At 36.3% G+C, this 15,458-nt stretch carries 15 protein-coding genes; 12 read left to right on the top strand and 3 right to left on the bottom strand.

Features of this window, described 5'->3' with window-relative positions:
* From K345_RS23350 to ylqF, 10 genes are all read left to right on the top strand, one after another.
* A partial coding sequence (locus tag K345_RS23350; RefSeq protein ID WP_028974079.1) for a hypothetical protein occupies positions 1-1,604 on the top strand: 1,604 nt, incomplete at its 5' end.
* Positions 1,604-2,593 carry a WG repeat-containing protein gene (locus tag K345_RS22360; RefSeq protein WP_028974078.1) on the top strand — a complete coding sequence of 330 codons (990 nt, stop codon included), beginning with the start codon at positions 1,604-1,606 and terminating at the stop codon, positions 2,591-2,593. The genes K345_RS23350 and K345_RS22360, both read left to right, overlap by 1 nt.
* A gap of 110 nt (positions 2,594-2,703) precedes the next feature.
* Positions 2,704-2,931, top strand: a complete 228-nt coding sequence (locus K345_RS0110290) for a hypothetical protein (protein ID WP_028974077.1) — start codon at positions 2,704-2,706, stop codon at positions 2,929-2,931.
* A 17-nt stretch (positions 2,932-2,948) separates the two neighbouring features.
* Positions 2,949-3,092, top strand: a complete 144-nt coding sequence (locus K345_RS23140) for a hypothetical protein (RefSeq protein ID WP_156888368.1) — start codon at positions 2,949-2,951, stop codon at positions 3,090-3,092.
* 226 nt (positions 3,093-3,318) lie between these two features.
* Entirely contained in the window at positions 3,319-4,872 is a 1,554-nt protein-coding gene (locus tag K345_RS0110275) for a hypothetical protein (protein ID WP_156888367.1), read from the top strand.
* A 113-nt stretch (positions 4,873-4,985) separates the two neighbouring features.
* Entirely contained in the window at positions 4,986-5,114 is a 129-nt protein-coding gene (locus K345_RS23665) for a hypothetical protein (RefSeq protein ID WP_281169315.1), read from the top strand.
* Positions 5,115-5,655: 541 nt separating this feature from the next.
* On the top strand, positions 5,656-6,444 hold the full coding sequence (locus K345_RS0110260; protein ID WP_028974075.1) for a hypothetical protein: 789 nt from the start codon (positions 5,656-5,658) through the stop codon (positions 6,442-6,444).
* A gap of 444 nt (positions 6,445-6,888) precedes the next feature.
* Positions 6,889-7,338, top strand: coding sequence for a hypothetical protein (locus K345_RS0110255; protein ID WP_156888366.1), 450 nt, complete (start codon positions 6,889-6,891; stop codon positions 7,336-7,338).
* A 550-nt stretch (positions 7,339-7,888) separates the two neighbouring features.
* A complete protein-coding gene (locus K345_RS0110250; protein WP_028974073.1) occupies positions 7,889-8,701 on the top strand; it encodes a hypothetical protein in 813 nt (270 codons plus the stop codon).
* 451 nt (positions 8,702-9,152) lie between these two features.
* Positions 9,153-10,037 carry a ribosome biogenesis GTPase YlqF gene (gene ylqF, locus K345_RS0110245; protein ID WP_028974072.1) on the top strand — a complete coding sequence of 295 codons (885 nt, stop codon included), beginning with the start codon at positions 9,153-9,155 and terminating at the stop codon, positions 10,035-10,037.
* A 23-nt stretch (positions 10,038-10,060) separates the two neighbouring features.
* On the opposite strand, the gene K345_RS0110240 is transcribed toward ylqF, so the two are convergent.
* Positions 10,061-11,158, bottom strand: a complete 1,098-nt coding sequence (locus tag K345_RS0110240; protein ID WP_028974071.1) for a THUMP domain-containing class I SAM-dependent RNA methyltransferase — start codon at positions 11,156-11,158, stop codon at positions 10,061-10,063.
* Between the two features lie 88 nt (positions 11,159-11,246).
* On the opposite strand from K345_RS0110240, the gene K345_RS20640 reads away from it, so the two are divergent.
* Both K345_RS20640 and K345_RS0110230 read left to right on the top strand, forming a co-directional pair.
* Entirely contained in the window at positions 11,247-11,822 is a 576-nt protein-coding gene (locus tag K345_RS20640) for a histidine phosphatase family protein (RefSeq protein WP_037571760.1), read from the top strand.
* 3 nt (positions 11,823-11,825) lie between these two features.
* Positions 11,826-12,890: a 3-deoxy-7-phosphoheptulonate synthase gene (locus tag K345_RS0110230; RefSeq protein WP_028974070.1), complete on the top strand. Its 1,065-nt coding sequence runs from the start codon at positions 11,826-11,828 to the stop codon at positions 12,888-12,890.
* Here K345_RS0110230 and K345_RS0110225 read toward each other — a convergent pair.
* Together K345_RS0110225 and K345_RS0110220 are read right to left on the bottom strand one after the other, a co-directional pair.
* Positions 12,871-13,329 carry a hypothetical protein gene (locus K345_RS0110225; protein WP_028974069.1) on the bottom strand — a complete coding sequence of 153 codons (459 nt, stop codon included), beginning with the start codon at positions 13,327-13,329 and terminating at the stop codon, positions 12,871-12,873. The genes K345_RS0110230 and K345_RS0110225 overlap by 20 nt on opposite strands.
* 198 nt (positions 13,330-13,527) lie before the next feature.
* Positions 13,528-15,297: a bacteriohemerythrin gene (locus K345_RS0110220; protein WP_028974068.1), complete on the bottom strand. Its 1,770-nt coding sequence runs from the start codon at positions 15,295-15,297 to the stop codon at positions 13,528-13,530.
* Positions 15,298-15,458: the final 161 nt, after the last annotated feature.

The raw sequence follows: 15,458 nt of genomic DNA, 5'->3' as shown, positions 1-15,458 counted from the left end.
TGCTTGTTGGTGGAGATATAGAAGATGGGGAACAAGGTGAGACTAGCACTAATGCTAATGGGGGAAGAACTATACATATAGCTACCTTGGGTAATGATAGAAATGGTGCTCTTATGGCTGGTGTTGTTTTACAACATGAAGCCTATCGAGATGGTGATAAAAACAGTGCCGACCAAAAGGCTGAATTAGAAAGAGCCGCTACTGCTCATACCGAGATGTCTATTCGAATGGGCAATGACAGTAGATATGGAATGGAATTCCTTGGAGCAAATGGGAATCTTCTTAAGGATATATATGAATATAGTAAAGGAGCGGATAACTTTAATGAGTATGTTGCTGCTTCTTATGATAATTCTTCTGATTATTGGAAGTTGTTATCTGATGGATCCCTTGAGTATGATGGTAAAGCCAATTTATATGATGAAAATGGAGAAATATTACTACAAGTTATAGATGAAATATCTCGTGATGATGATAAAAAAGCAACTGGTCGTTATGTAGAGACTGGGTTAGCTCGAATTATGGGGATTACAAATACAGAAGCAGCCCAATTAATGGCCACTTCTGGGTTGCAATATAGTGTAGCAGATGGTCTTGATGTAACAGATACAGCCAACTGGTCATGGAAAGGGCAAAATGATTTCAACAAAACTGTCGCAGGTATGGATGCCCCGGAAATGCTGCTTAATTATCTAAAGACAGAGGATCAATACAATGTATTAGTTGAACGTGGTTTAATGGATACAGAACCTGCAAACTGGTTAGAGAACGCTACCTCTAAATTAGAAGATTTCTTAGATATTGATATACCTTTTATAGATAATACACAGCCTATAACTTATGATTCCTGGATTCAAGGGATGAAGGATGATGCTTTAGCTTATTATCAAGATCATCTTGTAGATGGAGGCTCTGATTTAGGTGATAGAATGGTTGGGGAAAACTTTTTGGCAGGTTTCAATGAAGTACATGGAGATGATTTACAAGCGTATCGGGAAGCAAGAGGCAAATGGGTTGCTGGAGGAAAACAACAATACTTCTTGGATACAAAAGATGAAGAAGGACATAAATTGTATAAGTATTTAGCTTATTATTCTCATGGTGATATACATATGGTTAACGAGCGTGAGGAAATATTTGCTCCTGATGGTATGAGTGTTGATGATTACTATCTTACTCTAGGTAATCCACCAGATACATATTGTAATTTTAATACATCGACTTTTTCTGAGGCTTATGGAGGTTCCTTTTTAGAATATTATCGTTATCGAGAGCATAATGCTAATGATATTAACGATAAATTGAAGCAACAATATTACAATAATCCAGATGGATTTTATCAATCAGTAAGTGCAGAGGAAGCTGTAAGGTGGCAAGAGTCCGGTGGGTTAAGTTTTACTTCTTGGAAGAATGATGAGGGTCGTGGACATATATCACCCATTGCTGGTGGTAATAATGAAAGCGGGGAATTAACAGATATTTACTACAGTAATATAGGTGCTTATAGTGCTGATGGATATGTGAATTCACAAACAGCATTTCTTAAGACATGGGATGATGATGATCTAGATTATTTTATATATATACCAAGGAAGGTAAACTAATGAAAATGAAGATATTTTTAGCTTTAGTAATAATTTTATTTATTAGCTGTAGTAGTGCTCAGATTGAAGATTTTTCTGATCTAATTATAGTCTTCAATGAGGGGCATAAATCAGTAATAAATACTGATGGTAAAATAATTATAAAAGATCTCGAAAAACGACTAAAAATAACTTTAGTAAAATATAATGTTGATCGTCAGATCCAGGTAGTTAAAATAGATGGTAAGCAAGTTCTTATTGATAATCAGTTTAATGTTCTAAGAGATTTTAATTATGATGTCATACATGAGACTCGAGAGGGGGGATTGATGGGAAGAATTGATAAGGATGGACATGCTATAAAATATGACTTATATGATAAAGAAGGTAATTTCCTCTATAGTTCCAAAGATCCAATATTCGATTACAATGAAGGTATTGTTTTAATGAATTATTCCAATGGTCCTTATGAAGGGAAATTTACCTTTATAGAACTAGAGACTGGAAAAGTCATTGGTAATGAAGGTTATTATACTGCCAATGCCTTTTCTGAGGGGCTAGCTTATGTCTATGATTATAATGGCTATAGTGCCTATATTAACCATGAGGGAGAGGAAGTGATTAATGGTTGGGTTTGTGACGTATTCGCAGATCGTCGAATGTCTTCCACTTACTTCTCAGAAGGATTAGCTCCTATACGATTGGGTATATTTGAAGGTGCTGATAAGGTAGGCTATATAAATAAAAAGGGTGAGATTGTAATTCCTATGAACTTTGTCTCAGATGAACCTTTTTCTGATGGTTTAGTGGCAATTGCGGATAAGTATAATCATTTTGGATATATGGATAAAGAAGGTAATTGGGTTATTGAGCCTCAATTTACTAGTGCTGGCAAATTTAAAGATGGCATTGCCTTTGTAAATACTGATGGATTCACTTACGGCTCAGTAATTAATCTTGCAGGAGAGATGATATGGGTTGGTCAAAAAATACCTAAAAGAAGCTACTAGGTATAAGTTCATAATAGAGTAAATACATATCAAGAGTCTGAATAAGCACAATTCATTCCTTTTTAAGATACCATTTTGTCTTTAATGGAAACTTTAGTTGGCAACAAAGATTGCTAGACTTTGGGAAGAGCGAAGCTACCAGCATCGCAAGTTGTGTTATTCCTGGTGTTGGTAGCTTGGGATCTTTTGGCGAAAGTTTAGGTGATACTATTGGTGGTAAAATAACAGAGAGTTTAATTGATGGAGCCGTGAATAATGCTGTCTCAGGCATAATTAATATAGTAATGAGGACATTGCTTCTTATAGACAACATTTTAGTGCTGCTTATAATAGCTTAGTTGAAAAAACTGGTAATTTGATTGAAGATTTAGGTTTAATATGGAGTGATTCTGAAAATACTTTTATTAGTGATCCAAATATTAGGATAGAAAAGGGAAAGTTTTATCCAATAGCTGTTCAAGCAAATGCTTATTTAATGCAGGAAGTTTGGGATGTCTAACGCTTTATGCCAGTTATTCATGGGCATCTCCTGAAATCGGAATAAATAGATTTTATGATTTTATGAATATGTTTGAACTTGGTGATACTGGCTATGTTCATATTAATAGAAGTTTAGGAGATTCCTATTGAGAAATTATAGTTTTATAGTGATAGTAATAATTAGTCTATTTGTATCTTGTTCAAATCGTGAAAGGTTATTAACGCAGGGTAATAAAAAGCAATCCGTGAAAATAAATACAGATTATATAAGAAGTATAAAAAAGGAAAACTTGTCTGCGGATGTAAAATATTCTCTTAAGTATAATATATATCCATTTAGAGCATTCAGCCTTATTGATGATAGTAAGACTGCTGATAATTATACAACACTAAACTATTCTTATTTTCAGGATAAAAATTTATTACTATACGGTTTTCAACAAACCTATTTCTTAACGAGAAGAAAGCATTATACTTTTTTGGAAATTCAAGAATATATAGATGAGAATGTATCTTTTAGTTATCGTAAAGAGAAAAATGATCAAGGTTATTACATTTTTGAAACAAGTAACAAAAAGAAATCCATAGATATCATAAAGAGATTTGAAAAACAAAGGGAAGAGATTATGTCTTACTATATCTCTCAGTATCCTAATGAAGAAAAGGCAATAAAGAAGTTAAATATTTTGTATCCCACTAAACAAGGGAAAGACTTAGTGGGAGTGGTAGATACATATTATAATATTAATAACGGAATTTTTCTATTGACAGAAAAAGGTGATTTCCATGCTTACAATACTAAAGGGAAGATAACTATCAGTGATGATGGTAGAACGGCATATATCATGGAGGAAAAAGCTAATCAGTCTTGGCTTTTCACCAAAATTGATTTAACTAATTTAGAGATACTAGATTCACAAAAGATTTATTTAAATGAGTATGGAATTAATGGTGTCTATGTTTCTCTGTCGACATATTTTAATGGAAAATACACGGTGTCTTTTTGTGGGAGCGTGTATCCCTTACCTGAGGTGATGCCACGTGATGGAAGTTATCATGATGAAAGTTTTAAGGAACTCATTATTTCTTTTAACAATACCAATTTTGCATATGATATTGTTAAATATGATGATTTTAAATATCCTTTACTTAATTATCCAACATATCCTGATCTTAAGTATTACTTAGTTAATTCGTTGTATAAAACGGATGTTAATATATCATATCTTCCTGTGGGATTTGCATCGAGTTATATGAGGAAATATTACTTTAGTAATCCTACCTATTTATATAAGCTAAACAAAAGATTATATTTTTTACCGGAACAGGAATATTATTTCACAAAAAAACCTGGATACATTACCCATGTAGAATACATAAAGAATCATACAGATTATCAATTAGACATAGAAAACATTATTAGCAGTACATATCAGAATATAGATTTTGGTGAAACAAGTAGGTACCAAGGTGATAATGATATAGATAATGTAACTCAGACTATAAAACTAGAAAGTGATCATGATTTATTTAGTATTGTAATCTGCAATGGGCAATATGATAATGAACGAAAGAATATGGATCGTAATTATGGGCGAATTAAAGAAATAGAGATAAGATATGATAGTAGACCAGATTTAGTTCATAAGGTCATGTTAGAAGATTTCCATGCAATGCAGTTAATACCATTAGCGATTCAGGATGAACATTCTGTTAAAATTACTATTAAAGACATCTATGAGGGTAACAGTATCGATCAACCTTGGGTTTTAGATTTTGTAGGAGTAATTTATAAATAACTCAGTGTCACATCCAATTATATACCTGGTGTAAGCCGTTGGGGTTGCTTCAGTTCAATTTTGGGTGACACTGTTGGTAACAAAATAACAGAGGGTCACATATTGATGGAGCAGTGAATAATGCTTTTTCAGGCCCCATTATCTGGGCAACAGACTCAAAAACAGGTAAAAAATATCAAACGGACACGGCAACTAATATGGGATTACTGGAAATGAATCTAGCAGGAAGTGATCATTTATAATATGTCGCAAGTCCTAAGTGGTGTAAAACTCATAAAGCTTAATCATGATATAAACAAGAAGGTTATGAGAATGGAATAACACCTATTGTAACTAATGATTTTCATAACAGTGCAAAAAATATAACATTGTATCCATTATATGGATATAAACGCCATGACCAGATTGATGTCGTAAGCAATGATCATGCTTTGGTTAATGCTTTTGCCGATGAGACCTGAGAATGGTGAGAGGGTTTGGCCTTCAAGCCACTATTAACATGAGGAGATGAGGGGCATCAAAGGCATGTAATCTTGATGATTATTTCATAACGACATCAGAAATATTACTTACAACTGGCCTGGCAACTGCTAACAATACAGATAACTGGAATAATATCTATAATTTCTCCAGTCAAAATCCTCAAATAAACGATTGGAATAATTTTTTCTGGAACAATTATAGAAGTATGCCCTTGGATTATTGGGATTCATTAGATAGTCAGACAAACAGTTATCTAGCTAATTTAATGTTTAATAGTGATATTTATGGAGCAGCATTTAGATGAAAAAAATTACAATATATCTATCTTTCTATTTAATAATTTCCACCATGGTATTTAGTGATGATTTTTCTATTGATCTTGTTGATAAATTGGGAAAGGAGTTAAAGTTTAGAGACATTGCCGCTACTTATTGTTTTGTTACTGACGATATTATTTTCTCTAGCGGTGCTGATACAGAACCCGTATTATTCAGTATTTCAGAAAATAGAATAATTAAAAAGGTTCCCGTTGAAATATATGACTGGAAATGGGGGTGGATTGGTGTATTGCCTCCCTTAATCTGTGATGATTCAAATGATAGTCGAGTTATGTATTTTAGTTTTGGAAAAAATTACTATTCATTAGATAACTCCTTGAAATTGCAAAAATATAATAGAGAAGAATTCAATACTATTATCAGTCTCTCTCAAAGCAGTTGGTACAATATTGAAAAAAAGCTTACAGATGAACATTTTATAGAAGATCCACATTCTGCTTACCCTATCAAAGCTTTTAAACTAAAACAGGGTTATGAAATCCATTTTGGAGAAGATACACTTTATAACCAAACCATCGGTGAAGAAGATCTATCTCGAGTAAAAGTCTATAAACACGGAAAGATGATTATGGGCTTAGAGGATGTTGTCCCCAACTTCTATCATAGCATTTGGGATAGTCTTCAATACGATGTCAGTCCTAATAAGGAGTATATTATTATTCTTGGTTGGGAAGGGATAACATGGGAGTGGGGAAAAAACCGATATCCCTATGAAGATGTTTACCTTTTTAAGATAAACTATCCAGAATAGTTACAACTAGCCTTAGTGGTATGACCGGCAGTACCAATGTTAACCTGGCCAAAATAGCTTTTAAGGATTTAAAAGGCGGTTATGATATGAGTATGGGTAGATTATCTTTTGTAGCTCAGGGATGTGATATCCCTAAGTCATGAATCCATGAGAAATGTTTATGCCAATGGAGATAATAGCCAGGCTCAGGAAAACTGCAGGATATATTCCTAAATAAACTGATATCAGAAAAATTAGTAGTGACATAATAACCAATGTAGAGTATCCACTAAATGGTAGCCTAGGAAGTGTCTTGGATATTTGACTCTTTTTGAGGCATTTAGAAAAGTGTTGCTCTATACACTTATTGACCATAAGAGATCATAGAGATACCGTTGAATAAGAAAAAAAAGCACAATAAACAAGGAGTAATATATGATGAAAAAAATACTTTTAATTATGGTTATGAGTATAATTACATTCTCATGTAGCATCACAGAGGAGATAGATTCTGATGTAAACTTAAATGCACCTGGAGAGTACAGTGTTGATAAGGGGTATGTTGTATCGCTTCCATATAATAATGCCACCGTAAATACTACTATCAAGTCAATCACCGTAAACAATGATTTATCTCTAGGTATCAATATGATTTGGACCGTGTATGTTGATCAAGGTTATAGTGTTACAAAATATTCAGATGCTAATAATTATGACATTAACCTAACAGATAATTTTGGGAATACATATTTTATGACAGATGCTAAAGATGCTGCTGGTGTGGATGTTACGATGACTAATGGTGATAGTTGTTTTGGGACCTTTGTTTTTCCACAACCCACTAATGGTATAATTGAATTATCTTTTAATGATGATGATAATAATATTTCAATTACAATAAATGTAGTCAAATAGAGTTTTAGGTGTAAAAGAAAGATAGAAGAAGTCTAATTGATTTGCCTTATAAATAAAAAGTTACAAGCTCAAGCTTTAACTTAAAGTTGTAACTATAGAAAGCACCCCATTGAGTAGTTAAGTATTCCCCTTTTACTTTCCAAATAGGTGCCTTTCATTACTACACTATGACAGTTGTGGAATTCACCCATCGTCAATTGACAAATTCCGTCATCTTCAATTGACGATGGGTGACAGTGACAGGCTAAAATGGTGACAGTGACAGGCTAAAATGGTGACAGTGACAGGCTAAAATGGTGACAGTGACAGGCTAAAATGGTGACAGTGACAGGCTAAAATGGCGACAGTGACAGGCTAAAATGGCGACAGTGACAGTACTACCTCTTTTAAGACCTCAATTTACCTTTCGAAAAGTGCGGACATCAGTTAAATCTTACCATCCCAACACTTCCCCTCATAATAACCCCATAAAACCAAAAATCACCCATAAAGGGTGATCTCCTGATTCCCAATACAAGCTAACATTGCCTTTAGAATAAGGAATCGATATATGAAAAAAAGCAAAAATTTAAACCTATCAACCCTCATAGTTATTGTCTTTGCCACATTAGTTATAGCCTTAGTATTGGGGGTATTACATGCCGCCTTACAAACCATCACTGGAGTTATAGGGAAGCTTTGTTTAGGATTAGTGACAAGCGCCTTAATCGGAGGAGCCTTTGTTGGATTAGAGTATCTAACCAAATGTAACCGTCCTTCACTATTTCAAAAATTCTGTATGATATCAGCGGCCTTGTCCCGTTATGTTAGCTGGGTGTTTTTCTTAAAATTCATGGATATAAGTGATGGATTAGTCCTTAATCCTATTCATCTTTTAGATTTGATCCATAAGATTGGCTCTGTGGGCTTGTGGGAAGTCTCAGGAATGGTCGTCAAAGGACCTCTATTATACCTTGCCTGGATCATAGAATCCCTCTGGATCATCCTATTCTCACCTGTGATCATCTCCCTCTTCAAAATAGATCTAACCCTATGTCCAGGATGCCATAATTGGATTAGGAATAAAACAAGCTTTGGCCCTTATAAAGAAGACTATGACAAAAAGAGTCTACGATATGATTTAGAAAGGGGATCCTGGAATAGTCTCAAGAATCTGTATCCTTCCTCAGGAGATGCTTTAACTCACACTATTATAGATATTTACAGCTGTCCAAAATGTAAGGATAGAGCTTATCTTCAGGTGGTTAGCAACAGAAAAGAAAACACTCCTGATCAAAAGGAACGCTATAGTACTACCGTCCTCATACCCAAAATAACCTTATCCCAAACAGAATGGGATTATGTCAAAGACATCTTATCTTAGCTAAAAAAGAGACCCCTGGGAAATTTATCTTGTTGTGTAAATCCATAGGATGACAAATTCAAAAAGGAGGGGGATGAAAAAGTTAATCAATCAGGATTGCTCCCCCAGGGGTACATATAAATAAAAAAGTTTTATGAAGAAGCACCCAGACTAATTCAAGGCAACTAACAGAAGCCTCTCCTCTCCAGGTGAATTCAATAGACAAACAACAAAGAGAAGGAAAAGGTTATAAAAAAATATATAAATAAGATACAATTACTAGATTGGTGAATGAGTGAGGAAAATTTGATAAAGAATGTACTAATTAAGTTTTTGTTGATTTGTATAATGATCATTATAATTTTTGTGATGGCCCATAGATATTTAAGTAAATCCATTCAGAAACAAGAACAAAATCAATCAGACGAGGCTAACCTAGACTTTTCTCCTGATACAGAGTAAAACGAGGATCATGAAACAAATACAATGGTTTCCCGGCCATATGAACAAAACCCGCAGGTTAATAGGGGAGAATCTTCCTTCCATTGATGTGATTATTGAAATCCTCGACGCAAGGGTTCCCGAATCCTCCAGAAACCCTATGATAAAGGATATTATTGGAGATAAACCTCGTCTGGTCATCCTTAATAAAACTGACCTGGCAGATCCTTCTGTCACTAAGATTTGGATGAAGCGTTATGCTGAAGAACCGGATGTGTTACCCCTCGCTTTAACGAGTAAAGATAAGAATCAGATTAAGCAAATTATCCCAGGATGTCGTACTTTAGGTAAGGATCGTAATACCAGAAAGCGACGGGCTTTACGTGCCATGATTGTCGGAATTCCTAATGTGGGGAAATCCACTGTTATAAATGCTCTTAAGGGGCAGAAAAAAGCTAGTGTGCAAAACAAACCAGGACATACTAGACATTTACAACGGGTAGCCTTAAATCCTGACTTTGAATTGGTTGATACTCCGGGGATATTATGGCCTAAATTTGAAGATAAAAGAGTCGGTTATCGATTGGCTCTCCTTGGCTCTATTAAAGACGAGATCCTGGATCTATTTGATATCGCAGGTAAAGGTCTTAATTATCTACGTCTTAATTATCCTAAAGAGTTACAGGAAAGATTTAAATTAGAGGAATTACCAGAAGAACCTATGGTACTTCTAGAACTTATGGGCCGTAAAAGGGGTATGCTTCAAAAGGGTGGTATTGTGGATATGGAACGCATTTGCCATGTCTTCTTATCAGAGTTACGAGAAGGCAAAATAGGACGTGTTAGTTTTGAAAAGCCTGATGAAGATACTTTATGGTTTACAGAAGAGGAAGAAGAGTCAGGGGAAGAGAATTAAACTTCCCCATTAACAAAACCTTCTTAATTGAATTGATAGAGGGTTACATCTAAACTTCCATATTGGATATAACGTTTGATGTGAGCCTGTTGATTATATAACTTTTCCAGCTTTTCATTATTGGTGATAATGACCTTTCGCCAAGAGGGGTAGCTTTCATTCCACTGACTTAAGCTTCTATAGAGGTCTTCTGCTTTTTGTTTGTCCTGAAGCCTTTCCCCATAGGGGGGATTAGTAATGATGTATCCTTCATCAAAGTCTGCTTCTCCCTTGGTGGCGTCTTCCTTGTAGAACAGAATCTGATCACCAATTCCAGCCTTCTTAGCATTCAGCCGAGCTGTATCCAGGACTTTATCATAGTTATCTCCCCCGCTTAAAGGACTGGTAAGTTCTCTTTTCGCTTGAAGTCTTGCTTCTCTTTTGACCTTTTTCCATAGATCCTCCTCGTGGAAGTTCATTTGTTCAAAGGTAAAAGTCTTCTTGATACCAGGTGCTATATTGAGATCCATAAGGGCCGCTTCAATGAGTATGGTTCCACTTCCGCAGAAGGGATCATGAATAGGATAGCCCGGTTGCCATCCTGAGTAGATAATCATAGCTGCCGCCAGAGTTTCTCTTAAGGGGGCTTTCCCGGCTTCTTCTCGATAGCCCCTTTTATGAAGTCCATCGCCAGTTAAGTCTAGACCAACTAATAATTCGTCTTTATCCCAATAGAGTCTTATATTGGCTGGTTTTCTATTGTTCGTCTTTTCTGTACAGTTGAGTGCTTCCAGGATAGCCTTATGAGCTGTCTTTTGTGTAATAGGAGAGCTTTTGATCTCTGATCGGTAACTTCTTACCTTATCAATCTTTATATTCCAAGTGTTATCTATGGCAAGTGACCAGTTCAGTTCTTTTATCCCATCAAAAAGCTGATCAAAATTATGGCATTTCCATGTGCCCATTTTTAAAAGGATTCTTTCTGCTGTTCGTAAATAGATATGGGCTTTATATAAGCCTTCCAGATCTGTATCTACGATAATACGACCACGACTTTTGTCATTTATTGTTAAACCTAATTTATCCAGCTCCTTCTCTAGAGCTTTTTCAATCCCTGGAGCGTGGAGGATTATTATTTCCATCTTCCTTCCTTTTGCTTGTCAGGCCTTAGTATAACCTATAGAATAACTTAGGTCGACGGGACTTCCCTCGGACATTAGGAAGGATATAATGAATAATACATATTATCTCATGAGACATGGCTTGAGCGAAGCTAACATTGAAGGTCTAATCATTTCTGATCCTGAAGTGGGTACAAAAAAGTATGGCCTCACTCCCCAGGGACGGGGTGTGGTTCGTCAGGCTTTATCCTCAAGGGAATTAGATTCTCAGACTATTATATATAGCAGTGATTTCTTACGAACTCAGGAAACAGCCTGGGAAGCATCACGATTGTTAGAATCCAATGCCCCTATCTTAACAGAAGCCTTAAGGGAACGATTCTTTGGAGACTTTGATGGGGGGCCAGATACTCATTATGCAGAGATTTGGGAAAAAGATGAAAGCTTACATAATGATAATACCTGGAAAAATGTTGAGAGTCCCCAGTCTGTACGTCAGCGTACAGAAGCGCTGATTCATCAATTAGAAAAAGATTATCAGGGAGAGAAAATCCTTCTCATTTCCCATGGGGATGCCTTGCAGATACTGCAAACCTTTTTTGAAGATGTGGAACCATGGACTCATAGATCTCTGGATCATCTCCATACAGGGGAAATCCGGAAAATGACAAAAAAAGGAGAATAATCCATGCCTTATACAACAGATGATGTACGCATAAAGGAATTAAGACCTTTGATACCACCGGCTATTCTGATGGAAGATATTCCCTTATCAGAAGAAGATCGCCGTCTAGTGGTAGACACAAGAATCAAGATAGCAAAGATACTCAAAAAGAATGATGATCGTCTTTTAGTTGTTGTCGGACCCTGTTCTATTCATGATGTGGATGCGGCTCTGGACTATGGCAGACTTTTAAAAGAGGCCAGACAGAAATATTCCGGTGAACTTGAGATTATCATGAGAGTTTATTTTGAGAAGCCTCGAACCAGAGGTGGTTGGAAAGGGCTCATTAATGATCCTGATTTAGATGGTAGTTTTCAGATTAATAAAGGTCTTCGTATGGCTCGGAAGCTATTAGTAACCTTAACTGAAATGGGTCTTCCTGTGGCGGTTGAGTTTCTGGATACTATCAGTCCCCAGTTCATTGCAGATACTATATCCTGGGGTGCCATAGGGGCACGGACAACAGAAAGTCAGGTTCACAGAGAATTGGCTTCCGGACTCAGTGCTCCCATAGGTTTTAAGAATGGAACCAATGGTAATTATAATATAGCCATTGATGCTATTCATGCGGCACGGGCTTCCCATAGCTTTTTGTCAGTAACCAAACATTCTTTGGCTGCCATTGTCTCTACAAAGGGGAATCCCCATTGTCACCTTATCTTAAGAGGTGGTGTGGATGGTCCTAATTATTATGAAAAAGACATCTCCGAGGCCGTAAAGGCTCTGGAAGCTTCCGGTTTAGAAGGCAGTTTAATGGTTGATTGTTCCCATGGTAATTCCTGTAAGGACCATACAAAACAACCTATGGTAGTGGATTATCTATCAGATCTTGTTGGCAGGGGAGAGAAAAACATTATTGGTCTTATGATTGAGAGTCATCTCAAGGGGGGGAAACAAAGTATTAATCCCGATAAGAACTTAATGGAATATGGCAAGAGCATAACAGATGCCTGCTTGAGCTGGGATGACACACTACCCCTATTTGATCGTTTGGCAAAAGCAGTTAAAGCTAGGCGTCAAGGTGATTAAGTAAATAAATCAGCTGGTGTATAGCTGTTGTTTTTCTAATATCTATATGCCAGTCTATATGAGCTGATAATCTTTCCGTTTTTTCTATACGGGGGGATCCAAATAAAATAATAGTGGATGGTTCTCGCCCTTCTTTGGCTTCATACTGACGAAGCTCATTAATGAATTCTTCACCATATAGTCCCATCCCGGTAATAAAGACGGGTTTGGGATAGAAGAAAAAAAAGTCTTCACCCCTAAATTCTAAAGGAAGATGATCGAGGAAAGCTCTCACATCACCATAGGCCATCTTAAGCTCTCCTGTCCGGAGAGGAATATCACCAGTATAGGATTTTGAGATAGAGAGTCGGGAAAAAGCAGAATCCAATAATAGAAAAATATTGTCTGGTTTACCTTCTTTTAGGGTATCAATAAAGTTGGTAAACTCTTTAGTAATCATAGAAAACTCCTGATGTAACTTGTTAACATTATGATATCAAATAAAGGAATATCAAGAGTATTTTCCTAAAAACATACTTTTTTTGTAACACTCTGAGTGTTCTCTTTGTTTAAAGGATGTATTTGAATTGGAAAACAATTCACCCTCCAAGCTTATGAGCCCCTTCGGTTTATCTCCTTTACCTTAGGGACTCATTTTTTATTTTTTGCCACCGTAGATACTATTGTAATGCTTGCCGTAGAGTTTATCAGAATTAGCAATATGTTTAATAAGCCAGTTAGCTACTTCGTCTTGCACTCTGGTTGCCAGTAAAGGAGTAGGGCCTTTTTCTTCTAGTTCTTTTGATAGAACTTTTAGCTTGTCTATGAACTTATTATGAATGACTCTATGGTTTTCAAGGTCTGGATATTGTATCCTTTCCATCATCTTTTCTTCATCACTGAAATGTTCAATGACGTATTGAGCCAGCTTGTCCAATAAAGGCTTGATACTATCTGTCCCTTTTCCTGACACCATGGCTATCAGATAATCATCCAAAGCTTTAATAAGCTTCTTATGTTGATTATCCATTTCTTCCACACCAACACTAAATCCTTGTGACCATTTTATTCCTATCTGGGCTTCACTTATGCTGTTTTCCTGGATACCAGTATCCATTTGTTCAATACTCTTACTCAGGGTTTCCATGTTGATGCGGTTTTGATGGATTAAGGTCATTATCTGCATTCCCACCTCATTAAGGTTTTCCATACGAGTGGTGATTTCTTTAATGGATGTTTCTGTCTGTTGGCTGGATTTATCCACCGAAGCCATAGATTCGTTAATGAGTTTTGTCTGTTCTTTGATTTTAATAGAGCTTTCATGAACATCATGGCTTGTATCTGACAGTATCTGAACAGACTTGAGGATTTCATGTTGTCCAATGGCTAATTCTTCCATGCTGGAACTGATTTCCTGGAAGGATTGACTAGCATCATGAACTTCTTCATTAACCTCGGCAAATATCCTTCCACTAGCTGTACTAAAATCTTGAACCTGTGCCATTCTGTTGGTGATTTCCGTCAGGGAATCTGTTATATTTCTCGCGTTATTTGCTGTTGTTGAGGCTAACTTGCCTATTTCACTGGCAACGACAGCAAAACCTTTACCCTTTTCCCCTGCATGAGCCGCTTCAATGGAGGCGTTAATGGCTAAAAGGTTTGTTCTGCTCGCTACGTCATTAATCATTCCCAATAATTCCATGATAGTACCGGTCTGCTGGGAGACTTCTTTTATCTCTCTAACGGTTCTATCAATAACTTGATTGCCTTCTGCTGATTTTTTCTTTAGGTCATCCATGTCTATGGTTCGTTCTTTAGTAATGCGCGCTACGTTTTGAATACTGGCATTCATTTCCTCTACAGCTGAAGAACTAACCTGAACCGCTGAGGACTGGTTTTCCACTAAGCCTGATAGATCTCTGATAGCGTTTAATATATAAGTAACCGCATCATTGGACATATGGATGTCCTTGGTTAATGAATCCACATTCGTACCAACTTCTTCAAGGTGTCCCCCGATTTCCTGCATACGTTCCAAAGACTTGTCATAGCGTTTGACCAGGGAATTCCCTAGTGTTTTATTGTTACCAGCCAAGGTGTTGGCTTCCAGTAATAATTCGTGAAGTCTTAAAAAATACCGTTGCAGATGGTTCCGTAGATTACGGTTACCATCGTCTGTCCATGTGCTTAATAAGTTATGTAGGTTGATCTCACCTTCATTAAGCTCTCGCAGGTGTTCTTCCAATACCGTTACCTTACTTCCCCGGTTGAGTAATAGGAATACTATTCCTGGTATTGCCGTAAAGATAAACATTATCGGCCATTGGATGGGAGTTAAAGTAAAGATAAAGGTTCCTGCTATGGTAACTACAACAGCTGCAAAAATAGATAAGAGTATGTTCCTTATGTAGATTTTGATTGTACCCACAGTCTGAGCCTCCAGATGAGTTTATGATGGCTGTATATTAGCATTTTTCAATGAATTAGCACAGCCTTAATCTTGCTTAACAATCAAGCTGACAGGGTCCAAATTTGATTTTTGACTGTTTTTTTATTAAATTTATATCAGAACATTATTACGGAGGTGTT

Source organism: Spirochaeta cellobiosiphila DSM 17781 (genome assembly GCF_000426705.1).
In the GTDB taxonomy this organism is placed as follows: Bacteria; Spirochaetota; Spirochaetia; order DSM-17781; family DSM-17781; genus Spirochaeta_E; species Spirochaeta_E cellobiosiphila.
This window is presented reverse-complemented; position numbering and strand designations above follow the sequence as displayed.